A 13291-nucleotide genomic window follows, 5' to 3' on the forward strand; every position below is an offset into this window, starting at 1 on the left:
CGATGTCAGCGGCGAACAGCCGACTCTCCGTCGCTGTCACGTCTTCCGGCGGGCTGTCGATGGCCACGTCGAAGGCGGTCGGGGAGCCACCGCCGAGGAGCCCACCGAGCCAGCCGGCAAGGACCGCACAGAGCCCGACGGTCAGGCTCCCGGCGAGGAGGGCGGTCGTCGGGGCAACACTGCCGAACACGGCGACCAGGGACTCGCCGGCGGCCGTCGGCGCAAAGATGAGGGCGGCCGCGACGGCGGTCGCCAGCAGCCCCACAGTCCCGAAGACGACCGTTCGCAGGCGCATCAGGGCCGCCCCTCCGTCCCGTCGTCAGTGCCGTCGGTCGCACTGGACTGCTGTCCGGCGGCCGCCTCGATAGTCCGAATCGCGTCCTCGACGGCCGCGACGTGCTCCTGTGGGTCTCGCTGACCGTACTCGACCGCCCGGAACGCGTCCCGGACCGTCCGAACCGCGGCCGGCGGGAGACCGTCCCGTTCGATAGCGTGGGTTGCGATTTCGCCGGGCGTCCGCGTCCAGTACCGCCGGAGGGAGACGTGGGTCAGGAAGCGCGTCCACGCCTCGCGGATGGTGACGCGGGCGGCGGGCGTTCCGTTGTCCCCGTTTGATTCAGTCGTAGAGACAGCCGCCACCGCATCGCTGGCTGCGTCTTCGGCCGCTGCAAAGCGTTCAGAAATCCACGCTCGCAACGCGTCGAGCAGCGCCGCTGGCGACCGGTGGCCGGCGAGCAGGTCACGGAGCGCCGTGACAGTGAGTTCGAGTCGTGTTCGGAAACGGCCCAGTAAGTCATCGGCCATCACCGCGATGCCGACGAGCGCCCCGACGGCGAGTTCGCGTGCGGCCCGAACCCAGCCCCATACCGTCCCCGGCGTGACGTTTCTCCGACGAGCACCGATGACCGTCCCAGCGACGAGAACACCGAGAGCGAGCACGACGCCCGCGGCGTTGACGAGCAGGCCACCGACCGTCGTCGTGGCCGTCTGGCCGTACTTCGAAACGGAAATTTCGGCGCTGGCCGCAAACGGCATCCCGACCGTTGCCTGACCGGCCGCGCCGGTCCGTGCTGTCGGCTCCCCGCCGACGGCGACTGTCGCGTTCGTGACCGGGTCTCCGCCCATCGTCGCGTTCACCGTCTGGCCAGCGACGGGCAAGGCCAGCGGGAGCGACGGCGACGTTGCCACGGAGAGCTGTTCGAGCACGACGGTCGTGTTCCCGCTGACAGCGTCGCGCTCGACGGCAATCGAGGCGTTGCCCGGCTCGGTCGGGAGCGTGACCGTTGCCCGCCCCTGTCGGTCCGTCGTCGCCACCTGCTCGCCGTCGAGCAGCACGTCGCCGTCCCGCACCGGCACGCCGTCGACGGTCGCGGTGACGGTCACCTCGCCGCCGGTGACCTGTTGGCCGGTGATGCTCACCGACGCGTTCGTGTTCAGTTCGTAGCTCGCGTTCGTCGACTGCTGGGTCTGCGGGCCGGTCACAGCGAAAGCACGAGTGCTGTCACGCGGGACCGACGGAGCGATGAGTGGGTCCGCATCGCTGGCTACATCGACAGTAATCGTCAGTTCGGCTTCGTAGGGGACCGTCCCGGAAACGGTGCCGGCCGGCCCCGTCGTTCCGACCGGCTCACCGTTGAACGAGACCGTCGCGCCTTCGACCGGTGCGCCGTCGCGGGTTACCGTCGCGGCCACCGCCGCGCCCGGCGTCGCCGTCCGATTGAGTTCGACGATGAACTCACCGGACTGCGAGACCGTCTGTCCGTCGCCCGAGTCGCCAGTTTCGTCGCTGTCACCGGTCCCGTCTGCACCGGTCTCAGTGCCCTCAGTTTCGTCACCGCCAGACTCCTGTCCACCTCCGTCGGTCGGGGTCTCGGTCTGTGGCTCGCCCGCCGGCGTCCCGACGGCGAACTCCTCGTCGGGGCTTCCGGACTCCGCGGCGCTGTAGTCCTGACTGCTGTTTTGCATCGCCTGCTGTTCGGACGCAAGGCGCTCCTGTCCCGGCGTTGGGTCAAACTTCACCCAGCCGACGCCCTCGAAGTACACCTCGACCCACGCGTGGGCGTTCATCCCGCGAACAGTGTACTGGTTCTGGCCGGTCCGCTCGCCAGTCGAGTAGCCGACGACGTAGCGCGCCGGGATGTCCTGACTCCGCAGCATCACCACCATCGACGTGGCGAAATACTCGCAGTACCCCTTGTCCATCTGGAAGATGAACTCCGAGGCCACGTCGTCCTCGGGCGGCTGGCTGACGTTCAGCGAGTAGTTCTTGTTCGCCTCTAGCCACTGCTCGATGGTCGCCGCGGTCTGATAGGGCGAGTCGCTGTCTTCGGTCAGCCGGTCGGTGAACGGGCCCACCTGCGCCGAGGTTGACGCCGGCACGCCCGTGTAGCGTGATTCGATGTCCGCAGGGTAGTCGCGGCCACTCGTCCGCAGCACTTCCGGGTCGTCGGGCGGCGTGACGCTGGTCGCGCTGTAGGTCGTCCCGGCAGGCAGCGGTCGCTCGGAGGTGACCGCGCCGTACTCGGTAACCATTACGTCGTCGCGCGAGACGGATTTCGGCCGCCAGACGGTCGGCAGCGACGTGGCGGGCTTGGCCAGTCGCACCTCGTAGTCGACTGTCGTGTCGGACATCCCGTCGACCGCCATCGGCCCCTCGTAGGCCTGCGGTTCCGCACGCCCGTCCCACCCCGTGCCGGTGTAGGTTTCGTACGCGCCGGTCCGCCAGTACGCCGGTTCCGAACTCGTGACGGTGAAATGTGGCTCCGTGTCCTGTGACTGGTACGGGCTGTCGCCGCTGTCGCCACTATCGAGCGAGCCGCCAACATCAGTCTGGCTTCCCGGGTTCAGCGCACCGAGTTGCCCGCCGCTGCCGCCAGTCGAGGTCCCCCCAGCCTCCCCGAACGGGTTCTCCTGTGGGAGGGGAATAAGGGACTCCATCGGGCTCTGTGTCCCACCAGGGGCCAGAATCGGGAGCGTCGCCGTCGCCAGCACCACGGCGACGACACAGACGGCAGTGAGCAGGACCCGAAGGTAGTCCCGGTCAGCCGACACGTCGTCGAACGGCGAGTCGTCGGAGCCCACGTCGGATTGTCGTACTGTCCCGTCGCTGTCGGCATAAATCTGCTGTCAACGGTGGGGATAGTGAGCCCGGGTGTCGCGTTCTGTCGTCTGGAGTGCCACGTCGCCAACAAATTGACACCCCAGAGATTCACTAGTCGGCGTCAGTCGGCCCGGACAGTTCAGGTATTGACGGGTACGTATGGTTCAGACCGCTATTATAAGCGGTTATTGCGAACGGCCGGGCAGCCGTACTTGAATGACTGCTGACACAAATGGAGCTAGTACTGGGTCGCGACAGTCGGACTGGGGCGCGTCACGACGGTCCGTTCTGTCGAGTATCGGTGCCGTAGCGGGCATCGGACTGTTCAGCGGAACCGGGCAGGCACAGACGGGCGCTGGACTATCGGGGACAGGGGCAGTGTACGTCGTCACGACCGGAGCCGGCCAGTCGAACGGGAACGGCAACGGTACGGAGTATCTGGTGCTTGACGGCAGCGGCAGCGTCGCGTTCTCGACCGGCGGTACTGCCGATGAGGCGTTCCAGTATGCCTTCGACAACGTGCCGGACAGCGGCGGGGCCGTTATCGCGAGCGCCGATACTTTCCGATTTGGCGAGCCGGCGACGATGGGCGACAACACCACACTGACCGGACAGCAGGGAACCCGGTTCGTTGCGTCACAGACGGGAACGGGCGAGGACCCCGCACCGTCCGAGTCCCAGTCGAACCCGCTGCCGGCCGGCCACGACCTCGTTCGCGTGCGCGGTGACAACGTCGCCGTCACCGACATCGAGTTCGACGCCAACGGGACACAGCTGAACAACCAAGCCATTCAGGCCGATCAGTGCGACGGCGTCTACATCGCTCGCAACCGCACAGTGAACGGTTTCCAGATGGCGCTGTCGTTCACGCGGTGTACCGGCGTGACGGTCGAGCACAACGAGGCCGTCAATCCGAACTGGTACGGTATCACCAGCCGGGCCGCACCGACCGGCAGCGACCGCGACCTCCGGCAGTCCAGCGATGTGGTCATCGCCGGGAACCGCGTCGTCGGCGTGAAGTTCAATAACATCGCGCCGTATAACGTCGCGAACTTCGCCGTCATCGGTAACGTCACCGTCGACGGCGGCCACAGCCTCATCGCCTGCTCGCCGGCCCAGCGCGGAACCATTGTCGGGAACGTCTGTCAGGACCTGACGGAGTTCGCACCCGACCCTGGCGGCGAGGCGGGCATCGAAATCGAGTACAAGGAGACCCACCTCCGGGACGAGGTAGCCGGGACCCCCAAAGCCCGGTCGTCCGACATCACTATTTCGGGTAATCAGGTCGACAACTGTCCGGTTGGCATCCTTGTGCGAACGGTCCCAGCGGATGCGGACAACACCGACGCACGGAGTGCAGAGCGACCGTACAGTTTCACCATCACGGGCAACACGGTCAGCAACGCCTCAGCGGCCGGCATCCGACTCCGGTCGGGCAACGCGGGCGTGGTCGCGACGAATACGGTCCGGAACGCCGGGACTGCGGTCGACATCGACGAGGAGTTCACCGCGGACATTGAGCAAGGGCTGAACGTGACCCGGTGACGGCGGTCTGGAGCGTTGTAAGATATAAACCGCCGGCCCGCAAACGACACAGCAATGACCGACGACGAGGAGACGGTCCAGTGCTGGCTGGTCGAACGCTCCAGTTTCGGCGACGAGCGGATGGTGACGCTCATCTACGCGCCCCCAGAGGGCGACCGCCACCTGACCAAGCAGCTCTCGCCGAACCTGCTCAGACGGAAACGGATTACGGCAGCGACGGATGTCGAGGTCGACAAGCTCGAACCCGTAACCGACGAGGAGACGCGGGAGCGCTACGCCACGGAGGCCCAGCGGATGGCCGAGCGCCACGACCCCGACGCTGAGGTATAACCGGCCCTGAGACGGTGTGTAGCCGCGTTCTGACTTTCTTGCGTGATAACTGGAACACGAAAGACTATACAGGCGGCCGTCACAAACCGGCCGTATGGCAGCGATAGAACTGGATGGCGTCACCAAGCAGTTCGGGAGTCTCACCGCGCTGCAAGGGGTCGACCTCACCGTCGAGGAGGGCGAAATCTTCGGCTTCCTCGGCCCGAACGGGGCCGGGAAATCGACGACGATCAACATCCTCCTGGATTTCGTCCGCGCGACCGACGGGTCGGCGACGGTGCTCGGCCACGACATCCACGAAGAACCGAAGCGAATCCGTGCCCGCACTGGAGTCCTCCCCGAAGGCTACGACGTGTACGACCGGCTCACCGGTCGCCAGCACCTCTCCTTTGTCATCGAATCGAAAGACGCCGACGCCGACGCCGACGAACTGGCCGAACGGGTCGGCATCGCCGACGCCATCGACCGCAAGGCCGGCGGCTACTCCAAGGGGATGCAACAGCGGCTTGTGCTCGCAATGGCCATCGTCGGCGAGCCAGACCTCCTCATCCTCGACGAGCCGACGACTGGGCTCGACCCGAACGGCGCACGGCTGATGCGTGAGATCATCCGCGAGGAGAACGAGCGCGGCGCGACTGTCTTCTTCTCCAGTCACATCCTCGGCCAGGTCGAGGCCGTCTGTGACACGGTCGGTATCCTCCAGAACGGCCGCCTCATCGCGAAAGACAGCGTCGCCGGGCTGCGCGAGGCCGCCGCCGGGGACACCGTCCTCCGTGTGACGCTGGCCGACGGCGATGGCACTGACGACGTGATTGCAGCAATCGAGGGAATCGATGCGGTGTCGGGGGTGACCGCGGACGGAAATACGCTCTCAGTCACCTGCGACGGCGACGCGAAGATGGCGGTCCTCAACGCCGTCGAGAAGAACGGCCACGAGGTCGCCAACTTCGACACTGAGGAGGCATCACTCGACGAAGTGTTCGCCGCATACACCGAGACAGAACAGAGTCAGCAGGAGGTGGACGCATGAGTCCCGAGCAGAACCCCGTCAAGCGCTTCATAAGCGACGTCGATACGAGCATCAAGAACTCAGAATTCGCCGATTGGTACCCAATCGTGAAAAAAGAGTTCGCAGACATGATTCGCACGCGGGCAGTACTCGTATTAGCCATAATTTTCCTTACAGGTCTCGTACTGTTCCCGATTATTGCCCTCTACAGCCCATTAGGGAGTAACGCTAAAGCAGCCTCTGGAGTGCTTAATCTGGTAGTTACGTCTCCCCGAGTTCTCTCTGTTATCATCCCAATTGCCGCTATTGGGTTTACTTACACTGCGATTTCAGGAGAACGCGAACGCGGTTCGTTAAAGATCCTCATGTCGCTCCCATATACTCGTAAAGATGTAATTATAGGGAAGTTGATTGGGAGGTACCTTTCAATTGCGACGACGCTGGTAGTCATATTTGTGTTGCAGATACTCGTTTTCCTTCCAGAGGCTGGCAGTGATATTGCATTGGGGTTCTATAGTAAGCTCTACGGATTAACCCTAGTGCTGGCCCTGACATTCATCGGTTTCTCTCTCGGTGCCTCAGCCGCGACCGCAACCGCAAAACGGTCGCTTATGGTAGCAGCGGGAATCTTCTTATATCTCTTTGCGCTCTGGGGAAGGGCTGCAAGGGGTACTGGAAGCCTTCTTCAAGAGCATGCAAATGTTGCATCCGCGACTAGCATAAAAATCGAGCTATTTCTGAAACTTCTCAACCCGACGAGAGCGTATCAGGTGTTAGTTCAGTCAACTACCAACTCCGAGGCCACAGTTGCACAAGTGCGTGCACAAATGGTAAGCGGCGGAATCCTTTCAGCAGGAAGGGAGCAACAAGCATTCAATATCCTTGAAGGGGCTGTCCCGTGGTATCTTTCTGATCCGTTTGCATTCGTTATACTCTTAGCCTGGTGTATTGTCCCGCTCGCTATTGGCTACCAGCTATTCAATGGGGCTGATTTATAGTACGTTCTGCTGTTCCAACAGCTCTTCAAACGCTCGCTCGCTCAGCGTTTCCACGTCGTGTTCTTCCGCGTCATCGCGTTTTCGCTGGCCGGGATTGTCGCCAAGCACCAGATAGTCCGTGTTGCCGGAGACACTGCTCGTCGCTGACCCGCCGTTGCGCTCGATTAGGTCCTGTGCGTCGCTGCGGGTGTAGCCGTCGAGCGAGCCGGTGAAGACGAACGTCTGGCCCGACAGTGCATCACCGCCCGTTTCTTCGGCGGCCTGCGGGTCGACGTGGTCGAGCAGGCGGTCGATGACGGCGCGGTTGCCCTCGCCCTCGAAGAACTCCACGATTGAGCGCGCGACGGTCGAACCTACGTCGGGGACGGCCTCGAACGCGTCGGTGTTGCCGTCGTCAGCGGCGTCCAGTATCGCCTCGAACGTGCCGAACTCCTGGGCGAGGTTTCGTGCGGTGACGGTGCCCACTTCGGGGATACCCAGCGCGACGAGGAAGTTCGCAAGCGGCGGCTCGCGGGCGTCGTCCATCCCTTCGACGAGGTTCCGGGCGCTGGTCTCGCCCCAGCCCTCCAGGTCAGTGAGGTCCTCGACGGTGAGTTCGTACAGGTCCGCGGGGTCCGAGACGAGGTCGGCGTCCAGCAGTTGCTGGACGGCCTTCTCGCCCAGGCCCTCGATGTCCAGCGCGTCGCGGCTGGCGTAATGTTCGACGCTGCGCTCGCGCTGGGCGGGGCAGGTGAGGCCGCCGGTGCAGAACGCCATCGGGCCATCGCGCTCGACCGGGCTGTCACAGGCTGGGCAGGTGTCCGGGAACTCGAAGTGGCCGTCGCCGTTGTCATCGAGCACTTCGACGACGTCCGGGATGACGTCGCCGGCCCGCTTGATGCGGACACGGTCGCCCACGTCGACGCCGAGGTCGGCGATGAGCGAGGGGTTGTGCAGCGAGGCGCGGGAGACGGTGACGCCGCCGACCTCGACGGGGTCCATCAGCGCGACGGGGGTGAGCCGGCCGGTCCGGCCGACCTGCACGACGATGTCCCGCACCGTCGTCTCCTCCTTGCGGGCCGGGAACTTGTAGGCGAAGGCCCACCGCGGGGCGCGCGAGGTCGAGCCGAGTTCGTCGCAGGCGTCCATGTCGTCGACTTTGATGACGACGCCGTCGATCTCGTAATCGAGGTCGTCGCGGGCCTGCTGCTGGTCGGTCCGGTAGTCGATGGCGGCGTCGATGTCGTCGACGACAGCGGTCCGCTGGCACACCCGGAGGCCCCACTCGGGGAACCGCTCGTGTATCTCGCTGTGGCTCTCGAAGCTGACCGAAGCGTCAAGGACGCCGAAGAAGAACACCGACAGCGGGCGTTCTGCGGTCACCGCCGGGTCGAGCTGGCGGAGCGTCCCGGCGGCGGCGTTGCGGGGGTTCGCGAAGGGGTCCTCGCCGCGCTCGACGCGCTCGCGGTTGAACGCCGTGAAGGCGTCCCGCGGGATGTACACCTCGCCGCGGACGGCCAGGAAGTCGGGGTAGTCACCGCGGAGCCGCTGGGGGACACTGGAGATGGTCCGGACGTTCTCGGTCACGTCCTCGCCGATCTCGCCGTCGCCGCGGGTCGCAGCGCGCTGATAGACGCCATCCTCGTAGACGATCTCGATAGAGAGGCCGTCGAACTTCGGCTCGCAGAAGTACTGAACGGCGTCGGTTCCCAGCCCGTCGCGAACCCGCTCGTCGAACTCCCGTACGTCCGCTTCCTCGCCGCCCTGGTCGATAGAGCCCATCCGGGCGACGTGTTCGACGTCGGGGAGTTCGTCCAGTGGCTCGCCACCGACGCGCTGGGTCGGACTGCCGTCGGTGTCGAGGTCGAACGCCGATTCGAGTCGCTGGAGCCGGGCAAACAGCGCGTCGTAGGCCCGGTCGCCGATGACCGGGTCGTTCTCGACGTAGTACCGGTAATCGTGGTAGCGGAGCGCCTCGCGCAACTGGTCGGCTTGCTCGCGGGCCGTCGCTTCGTCGAGAGTCGTTGTGTCCTCGAACTCGGTCGGGGGTCCCTCGACATAGGGGTTGTCCGCGAGATCAGCGTCGTCGGCTACAGCCATTACAGTCTGTTCTGGGTGCCGACCACTAAGCAACTCCGTCTGGGATTGCAGAGTGTTATACCAACAACAGCGGCCCTCGTCAATCAGCGTGCTGAGCGCCAGCCGACTCCGATGCTACGTCGCAAAGCCGGTCCGGTCGACCGCGATAGCATCGACGTTGGCAAACAGGAACCCGGCGAAGCCGACGCGGATCAGGAGCCCCATGTACTCGCTGATGACGGTCAACACGAACGGGTCGAACACGTCCGCAACCGCAAGCAACGAGTAGGCGATGAGCATCCCGATGAGGAACAACAGGAGGTTCCGGGACTTCCAGTGCAGGAGCCGCTGGTCGTCGGGCAGGTCGGCCGCACGACGCCAGACTGGGCCGAGTAACAGGTACGCAAGCAGGAGCTGGCCGATAACGAGGACGCCAAAGCCGACGAGTCCGATAGCGCCGCCGACGATCGTCCCGCCGTTGAAAGCGATGACCTGTACCGCCGGGATGGCGGCGGCGACAGCCAACGTTCGGCGGGACGCCCCGGCTATCGCGACCGTGAGCGTCCACAGCACCGTGTACGCGACGAAGTCGTCGACGATGTTCGGGACAGTGAGCTGGGACCCGGGCACTGGCAGGACGCCGGCCGCCGTCAGCGCGGTCGTCACGGCCGAAATCCCGACGACGGCCACCACCGGGTAGCAGTAGTGTCGGTGGGACGACGGAATGCGCCTGAGCCACCCAGAGAGCACGACGGCCGCGACGGCCAGCAGGACCGCGGCGATCTCGTAGACGGCCGACCCGCTAATCATCGTCGCCCCCGACGCGCTGTTGTCCGGCGGTCGGTGTCGCCCCGTCCGTTCCACCGTGACCGACTGCCCGCGTCTCGAACGCATCGAGTCGATCGATGAGTTCTCGGGTCCGTGTCGAGAGGTCCTCTGCCCGCTGCCGGACGGCACTCATCGTTTCGGCGGTTTCCTGGGCCGTATCGGCCAGGTCGTGGGACTGTTCGGCGACGTCGCTGGCGACCTCGCCGACGGTGTCGATAGTCGCAGCCAGTTCCTCGGTCGCGCTGGCACCGTCGTCGGTCGCCCGTGAGATCTCGGCCATCGCAGCGTCGACATCGTCGACAGTGTCAGTCAACCGCTCGACGGCGTCACCGACCTGATTGACCGTGGTAACGCCCGCGTCGATGCGCTCTCTGGTGTGGTCCATCTCGTCGGCCACCTCGTCGACTTCCCCGCGAGCCCCCTCAACGATACTCTCGATCTCGTCGATCGCCGCTTGGGTTTCCTCCGCGAGCGTCTTGACTTCCTCGGCAACGACAGCGAACCCGTCACCGCCGTCACCGGCGTGTGAGGCCTCGATGTTGGCGTTCAGTGCGAGCATATTCGTCTGCTCGGCGATATCATCTATCAGCCCGGTCGTGGCCGCGACGTCGTCCATGCGGTCATCCAAGTCAGTCACCAACTCGTCGAGGTGGGTCACAGCGGTTTCGATTCCTTCGATGGCCTCAATGGCCTCTGCCGTACGGTCTGTCCCGGTCGCGCCTACGTTCGCGGCTTCCCCGGCCTGTCGAGCGACTTCGTCAGTCGTCGAGGCGACTTCTTCGACGGTCGCGGACAGGTCGTTCGTCTCTTCGATGGCCGTTTCGAGCTGGGTTGCCTGTGCTTCGATATCGCCGGCCAGTTCCCGGATATCGACGGCAAGAGACTGATTGAGTTCCTCGACCTCTGTCGCGTCGGCAGCGACGGCCGTGCTTGCTTCCTCAACATCAGTTGCGAACTGCCGGATATCGACGACAGTTTCCGAGAGGCCGTCGGCCATCTCCTCGTAGGCGACCGAGATCCGTTCGACGGCATCGACACCGGTGTCTGTGTCGAGACTTCGGGTGAAATCGCCGTCAGCCGCGGCCGTCATTGCGTCACCGATGTCCGTCGCATGATCAAGGAGCGTTTCGTTGAACTCCTCGGCCTCCTGTCGCGCCGCCTGTGCGTCTTGCTTGGCCTGTTCGGCCTCCTTACGTGCGGTTTCGGACTCGTCGAACGCGTCGCTGAGAGAGCGGCGCATACTGTCAAAAGCCGATGCGAGGCGACCGAACTCGTCCGCGCGGTCGACGTCCGGACTAGTCTCAAGGTCGCCGTCCTCGATAGCTGTCGCGGCGTCGGTCAGGCGCCGGAGTTCGACCGCCGCGTTCCCGGCCAGAACAATCGCGAGCAGTCCGAGATTGAGCGTTACCACGAACAGCGTCCCAGAAATGGCCGCGAGTCCAGCCCCCTGATTTGCCGCGTGCGCGGCAAACACAGCCCCGAACGCGAGCGTGACTGCGAGCGTCACACCGATTGCGACCCCGATTCGTCGGCTGTAGTGGGTCACAACCCTCGCTCGCACGTTCGTCCCAGTCATACGTACGAATTTCTGACCTCCTGACTTATGCCTACCTTTTCGAATTCAAACACTGATAATTGGGGTGTCGAGGCCTAAAAACGGTTTTTTATAGATATTCGGAACTAGCGTTTCGATCCTGCACAAGCACAATCGCTATCAGGGGGAAAACAGGAGAGGAGGGGCAAAAACTCCGCAAACCGAAAGCTATCGGCCAATACTGGCGCTTGGTGCCTTGATAACGAGTTCCCCGTCGCTTCGGACAGTGACCGAGTGACCGGCATATTCAAACGAGATACTGACAGGCGTCGAGCGCTTCGAGGAGTCGACGAGTGAGTCGAGCGCTTCGGGGTCGACAGTCTCGTACAGCGGTGCGAAGTCAGTTTGTTCCCGGCCGGTCATGGCGGAGATGTACTCAGTCACTGCCGCGCTCGGTCGCGTCTCGCTCCAGTCGAACTGTTTTCTGGTCACGTTCATCGGTGTTGAGGAGTCGCTGTCCCTACTCCGCCTGTTGCTTTTACTCATATGGTTCGTCTATCTACATCAAAGTAGTCGGCAGTAATATAGTCTTCCCAGCATTATCAAACTGTGAAAACGCCAAGTGGTAGAATCGAACCGCCCCAGAACGGCCTATAGCCCCGGCCTCAGTCGATTATTTCTCAATTTACAGATCGGCGACGTCCTCGATTGCGTCGGTTAGTTCTTTGATACTCTCGACGGTGTGTTCGCCCATGTGCCCGATGCGGAAACTCTCCTCGCTGATGTCGCCGTAGCCGCTGGAGAACACCATGTCGTATTCTTCGGAGACGGTCTCGACCGTCTCGGCGACGTTGATGTCCTGCGTGTTCTCGATGCAGGTCACCGTCTGGGACTCGTAGCCCTCCTCGGGGTAGAGGTCGAAGTGTTCGCGCGCCCACTCGCGCGTGTACTCGGCCATCTCCTGATGGCGCTGGTCGCGGGCGTCGTGGCTCTCATCAAGCATGTGTTTCATCTGCTTGCGGTACGCGAGCATGAGCGGAATCGCCGGCGTGGAGTGGGTCTGGCCCTTCCGGTCGTAGTAGTCCAGACAGCGCTGGAAGCCGCCGTACCACGACGCCGAGTCTTTCTCCAGTTCCCGCTCGTAGGCCGCGTCGCTGACGGCACAGACCGCGAGCCCCGGCGGCATGGCGAAGGCCTTCTGCGTGGACGTGAAGATGGCGTCGATGCCGTGTGCCTCGATGTCGATCTGGTCGCCGCCGAGACAGGAGATGGCGTCGACGATGAAGTAGGTGTCCGGGTACTCCGCGACCACGTCGCCGATCTCCTCGATAGGGTTCCGGACGCCGGTCGAGGTCTCGTTCATCACGGCCCCGACGGCGTCGTAGTCACCGGATTCGAGCGCGTCACGGATGTCGCCGGGCTTGACCGCCGTGCCCCAGTCGTACTCGATGCGGTCGACGTCCTTGCCGAGGCGCTCTGCGACGTTGGCCTGGCGCTCGCTGAACGCGCCGGAGGTCGGCACGAGCATGCTGTCCTCAACCAGGTTGAGCGTCGTCGACTCCCAGAACTCCGTGCCCGACGCCGTGAGCACGATGACGTCGTTGTCGGTGCCGAGGAACTCCTTCGTGTCCTCGACGATGGTGGTGTAGAGGTCCGTCATCCGGTCCATCCGGTGGCCGAACATCGGTTCGGCCATCGCCTCGATAACGTCCTCGCGCACCTCGGTCGGCCCCGGGAGATACAGCGTCTTGTCCTGATAGTCGTCTTTGTATTCGCGTTTTTCGGTCACAGAACCACCTGTAGTAGATGACCACTCGAATCCGGGAGGCATGGTAGTTTTGATACCGGGCGAAGCGAACCGGCGTGCGGCCTGAGAAGAGCGGACCGCT

General features: G+C 64.0%; 10 protein-coding genes and 1 pseudogene. 4 read left to right on the forward strand and 7 right to left on the reverse strand.

Translation table 11 applies throughout. The features are described 5' to 3' along the window. Both GJ630_RS12035 and GJ630_RS12040 read right to left on the reverse strand, forming a co-directional pair. A pseudogene (locus tag GJ630_RS12035) lies at positions 1-295 on the reverse strand (hypothetical protein); the annotation flags it as partial. Continuing rightward, complete coding sequence (locus GJ630_RS12040; protein WP_371727475.1) at positions 295-3081, reverse strand: transglutaminaseTgpA domain-containing protein; 2787 nt, start codon at positions 3079-3081, stop codon at positions 295-297. The pseudogene GJ630_RS12035 and the gene GJ630_RS12040, both read right to left, overlap by 1 nt. A 235-nt stretch (positions 3082-3316) precedes the next feature. Here GJ630_RS12040 and GJ630_RS12045 point away from each other — a divergent pair, with 235 nt between their 5' ends. The 4 genes from GJ630_RS12045 (at position 3317) to GJ630_RS12060 (ending at position 6982) form a co-directional block, all read left to right on the forward strand. Next, the gene (locus GJ630_RS12045) at positions 3317-4645 is read left to right on the forward strand and encodes a right-handed parallel beta-helix repeat-containing protein (protein WP_191449958.1); all 1329 of its coding nucleotides are present in this window, start codon (positions 3317-3319) and stop codon (positions 4643-4645) included. A 54-nt stretch (positions 4646-4699) separates the two neighbouring features. After that, positions 4700-4975 (forward strand): hypothetical protein, encoded by a 276-nt coding sequence (locus GJ630_RS12050; protein ID WP_008311289.1) that lies wholly within the window; start codon positions 4700-4702, stop codon positions 4973-4975. A gap of 94 nt (positions 4976-5069) precedes the next feature. Further along, positions 5070-6005 (forward strand): ABC transporter ATP-binding protein, encoded by a 936-nt coding sequence (locus GJ630_RS12055; protein ID WP_050037447.1) that lies wholly within the window; start codon positions 5070-5072, stop codon positions 6003-6005. Then, entirely contained in the window at positions 6002-6982 is a 981-nt protein-coding gene (locus GJ630_RS12060; protein ID WP_050037446.1) for an ABC transporter permease, read from the forward strand. Before GJ630_RS12055 ends, GJ630_RS12060 begins: the two co-directional genes overlap by 4 nt. Here the strand turns inward: GJ630_RS12060 and ligA are convergent. From ligA to GJ630_RS12085, 5 genes are all read right to left on the reverse strand, one after another. Then, a complete protein-coding gene (gene ligA / locus GJ630_RS12065; RefSeq protein ID WP_191449959.1) occupies positions 6977-9061 on the reverse strand; it encodes an NAD-dependent DNA ligase LigA in 2085 nt (694 codons plus the stop codon). The two genes, GJ630_RS12060 and ligA, sit on opposite strands and share 6 nt — an antisense overlap. A gap of 114 nt (positions 9062-9175) precedes the next feature. Then, positions 9176-9850, reverse strand: a complete 675-nt coding sequence (locus tag GJ630_RS12070) for a bacteriorhodopsin (protein ID WP_252718797.1) — start codon at positions 9848-9850, stop codon at positions 9176-9178. Then, a complete protein-coding gene (locus GJ630_RS12075) occupies positions 9843-11444 on the reverse strand; it encodes a methyl-accepting chemotaxis protein (RefSeq protein ID WP_014039302.1) in 1602 nt (533 codons plus the stop codon). The genes GJ630_RS12070 and GJ630_RS12075 overlap by 8 nt, the downstream gene beginning before the upstream one ends. A 186-nt stretch (positions 11445-11630) precedes the next feature. Continuing rightward, on the reverse strand, positions 11631-11900 hold the full coding sequence (locus GJ630_RS12080) for a HalOD1 output domain-containing protein (RefSeq protein WP_008311299.1): 270 nt from the start codon (positions 11898-11900) through the stop codon (positions 11631-11633). A 187-nt stretch (positions 11901-12087) separates the two neighbouring features. After that, positions 12088-13191: an alanine--glyoxylate aminotransferase family protein gene (locus tag GJ630_RS12085; protein WP_014039299.1), complete on the reverse strand. Its 1104-nt coding sequence runs from the start codon at positions 13189-13191 to the stop codon at positions 12088-12090. Positions 13192-13291 lie beyond the last annotated feature (100 nt).

This window comes from Haloarcula sp. CBA1122, from assembly GCF_009741785.1.
Lineage (GTDB): Archaea > Halobacteriota > Halobacteria > Halobacteriales > Haloarculaceae > Haloarcula > Haloarcula hispanica.